Here is a 1,723-nt window from a genome sequence, read left to right as displayed (position 1 = left end):
AGCTGATATCAACCGTAGCTTTAAAGACTTTGCCCGCCATTATAACTGTGTTATCAATCCGACGCGTAGCTATTCCCCGCAGGATAAAGCTCTGGTTGAGAATGCGGTACACTTGGCCTATCAGCGTATATACTATCCGTTACGCGAGATGACTTTCTTCTCACTGAGAGATCTCAACAGAGAAATTACCGTCTTACTGGAACGCTACAATAGCCTATTGTTCAAACGAAAGGAATCCAGTCGTATTGAACTGTTCCAGAGTATCGAACGACAGTACCTCAAAGCCTTACCGGTTGACGAATATGAACTTAAGGACTACAAAAGAGCAAAGGTCCAGAAGATGGGTTATGTGTACTTTTCTCCCGATAAAAGTTACTATAGTGTCCCATATCGTTACATTGGAAGAGAGACTGCTATACACTATACCAAAAGCCGAGTTGAAGTGTTTTACAACCAGGAACGGATTGCTCTCCATCAGCGAAACCTAATCAAAGGGAGTTACATTACAAACACAGATCATCTGAGCAGCACACATAAGTTTTATTCGGAGTGGAATCCTGAGTTCTTTAAGAAAAAAGCTGTGCCACATGGTGAATATGTTTTAGCATGTATTGAAAAACTACTGGCTTCTCAGGATTACCCCGAAATAACCTATAAGCGATCTCTAGGGATTATACAGTTGCACCGCGCTTATGGCTCAAAGAGGCTCAATAATGCCTGCAAAAGAGCTTTGGATACAGACGCATGTTCCTACTTGCGGATAAAGAATATACTTAAAAATAATATGGACAAGTTACCTCTTTGTGATGAACCCGTTGAACAGGAACAGCCCCATATACCTTTTCATAGTAATATACGCGGTGCTTCCGCATATGAATAATGACAATCTAAAATCAGAAATATGAACAATCAGACAGTTGAGAAACTACGTAACATGCGCTTGGGCGCTATGGCTCAATTACATCAACAGTATGTCAAGGAAAACAGGTTCGAAGGTATTACATGCGACGAATACCTGTCCTTGCTTACTGATCATCAATGGGAAGAACGGGAAAACAATAAAATTGACAGGCTGTTGAAGCTGGCGAACTTTAGGCAGAACGCAAGTCTTGGCGATATAAACTACATCGCTGAAAGAAATCTGGATAAAAACATGTTCGCACGCCTTGGTACACTGGACTTTGTGCTGCGAAAAGAAAATATTATAATATGCGGCGCATCAGGTACGGGGAAAAGTTATCTATCACAAGCCCTGGGGAATCAAGCATGCCTTACAGGAATAAAAACACTCTATACAGTGACCGGTAGACTGATAAAAAAGCTGAAGTTGAGTAAAGTTGATGGAACTTACCTCAAAGAGTTAGAAAAACTAACCAAAGCGGAACTGTTGATACTTGATGACTTTGGCCTGCAAGCGTTCGATAATCAGGACCGCGAAACACTGATGGATATCATAGATGATCGGCATGGAAAAAGGTCAACTATTATATCTTCTCAAATACCGGTATCGGCATGGTATGAAATAATCGGGGGCGAAGGAACCATTGCAGATGCTATTTTAGACCGGATTGTAAACTCCTCGCACCGAATTGATCTGAAAGGCGAATCCCAGAGAAAAGGAATATTGAAAAAGGAATAATCCCAACTTTTTTATATAATTGTATGATCTTTTAAGTGGCACGGTTTGACCGAAATCACTGGCATCATCACTCCGAAATACCCA

General features: G+C 41.1%; 2 protein-coding genes. Both read left to right on the top strand.

Features of this window, described 5'->3' with window-relative positions; translation table 11 throughout:
* The coding region (locus AC6CHH_RS16365; protein ID WP_498284787.1) for a Mu transposase domain-containing protein at nucleotides 1–880 on the top strand (880 nt) is incomplete at its 5' end.
* 21 nt (nucleotides 881–901) lie between these two features.
* Entirely contained in the window at nucleotides 902–1,639 is a 738-nt protein-coding gene (gene istB, locus AC6CHH_RS16360; RefSeq protein ID WP_498284786.1) for an IS21-like element helper ATPase IstB, read from the top strand.
* Nucleotides 1,640–1,723: the final 84 nt, after the last annotated feature.

The organism is Sphingobacterium sp. GQ94 (genome assembly GCF_059758715.1).
The sequence above is the reverse complement of the archived record's forward strand: the minus strand, read 5'-3'. Positions and strand labels throughout refer to the sequence as shown.

Coding starts and splice junctions, on each gene's coding strand:
- istB (WP_498284786.1), top strand. CDS start 902: ATGAACAATCAGACAGTTGAGAAACTACGTAACATGCGCTTGGGCGCT.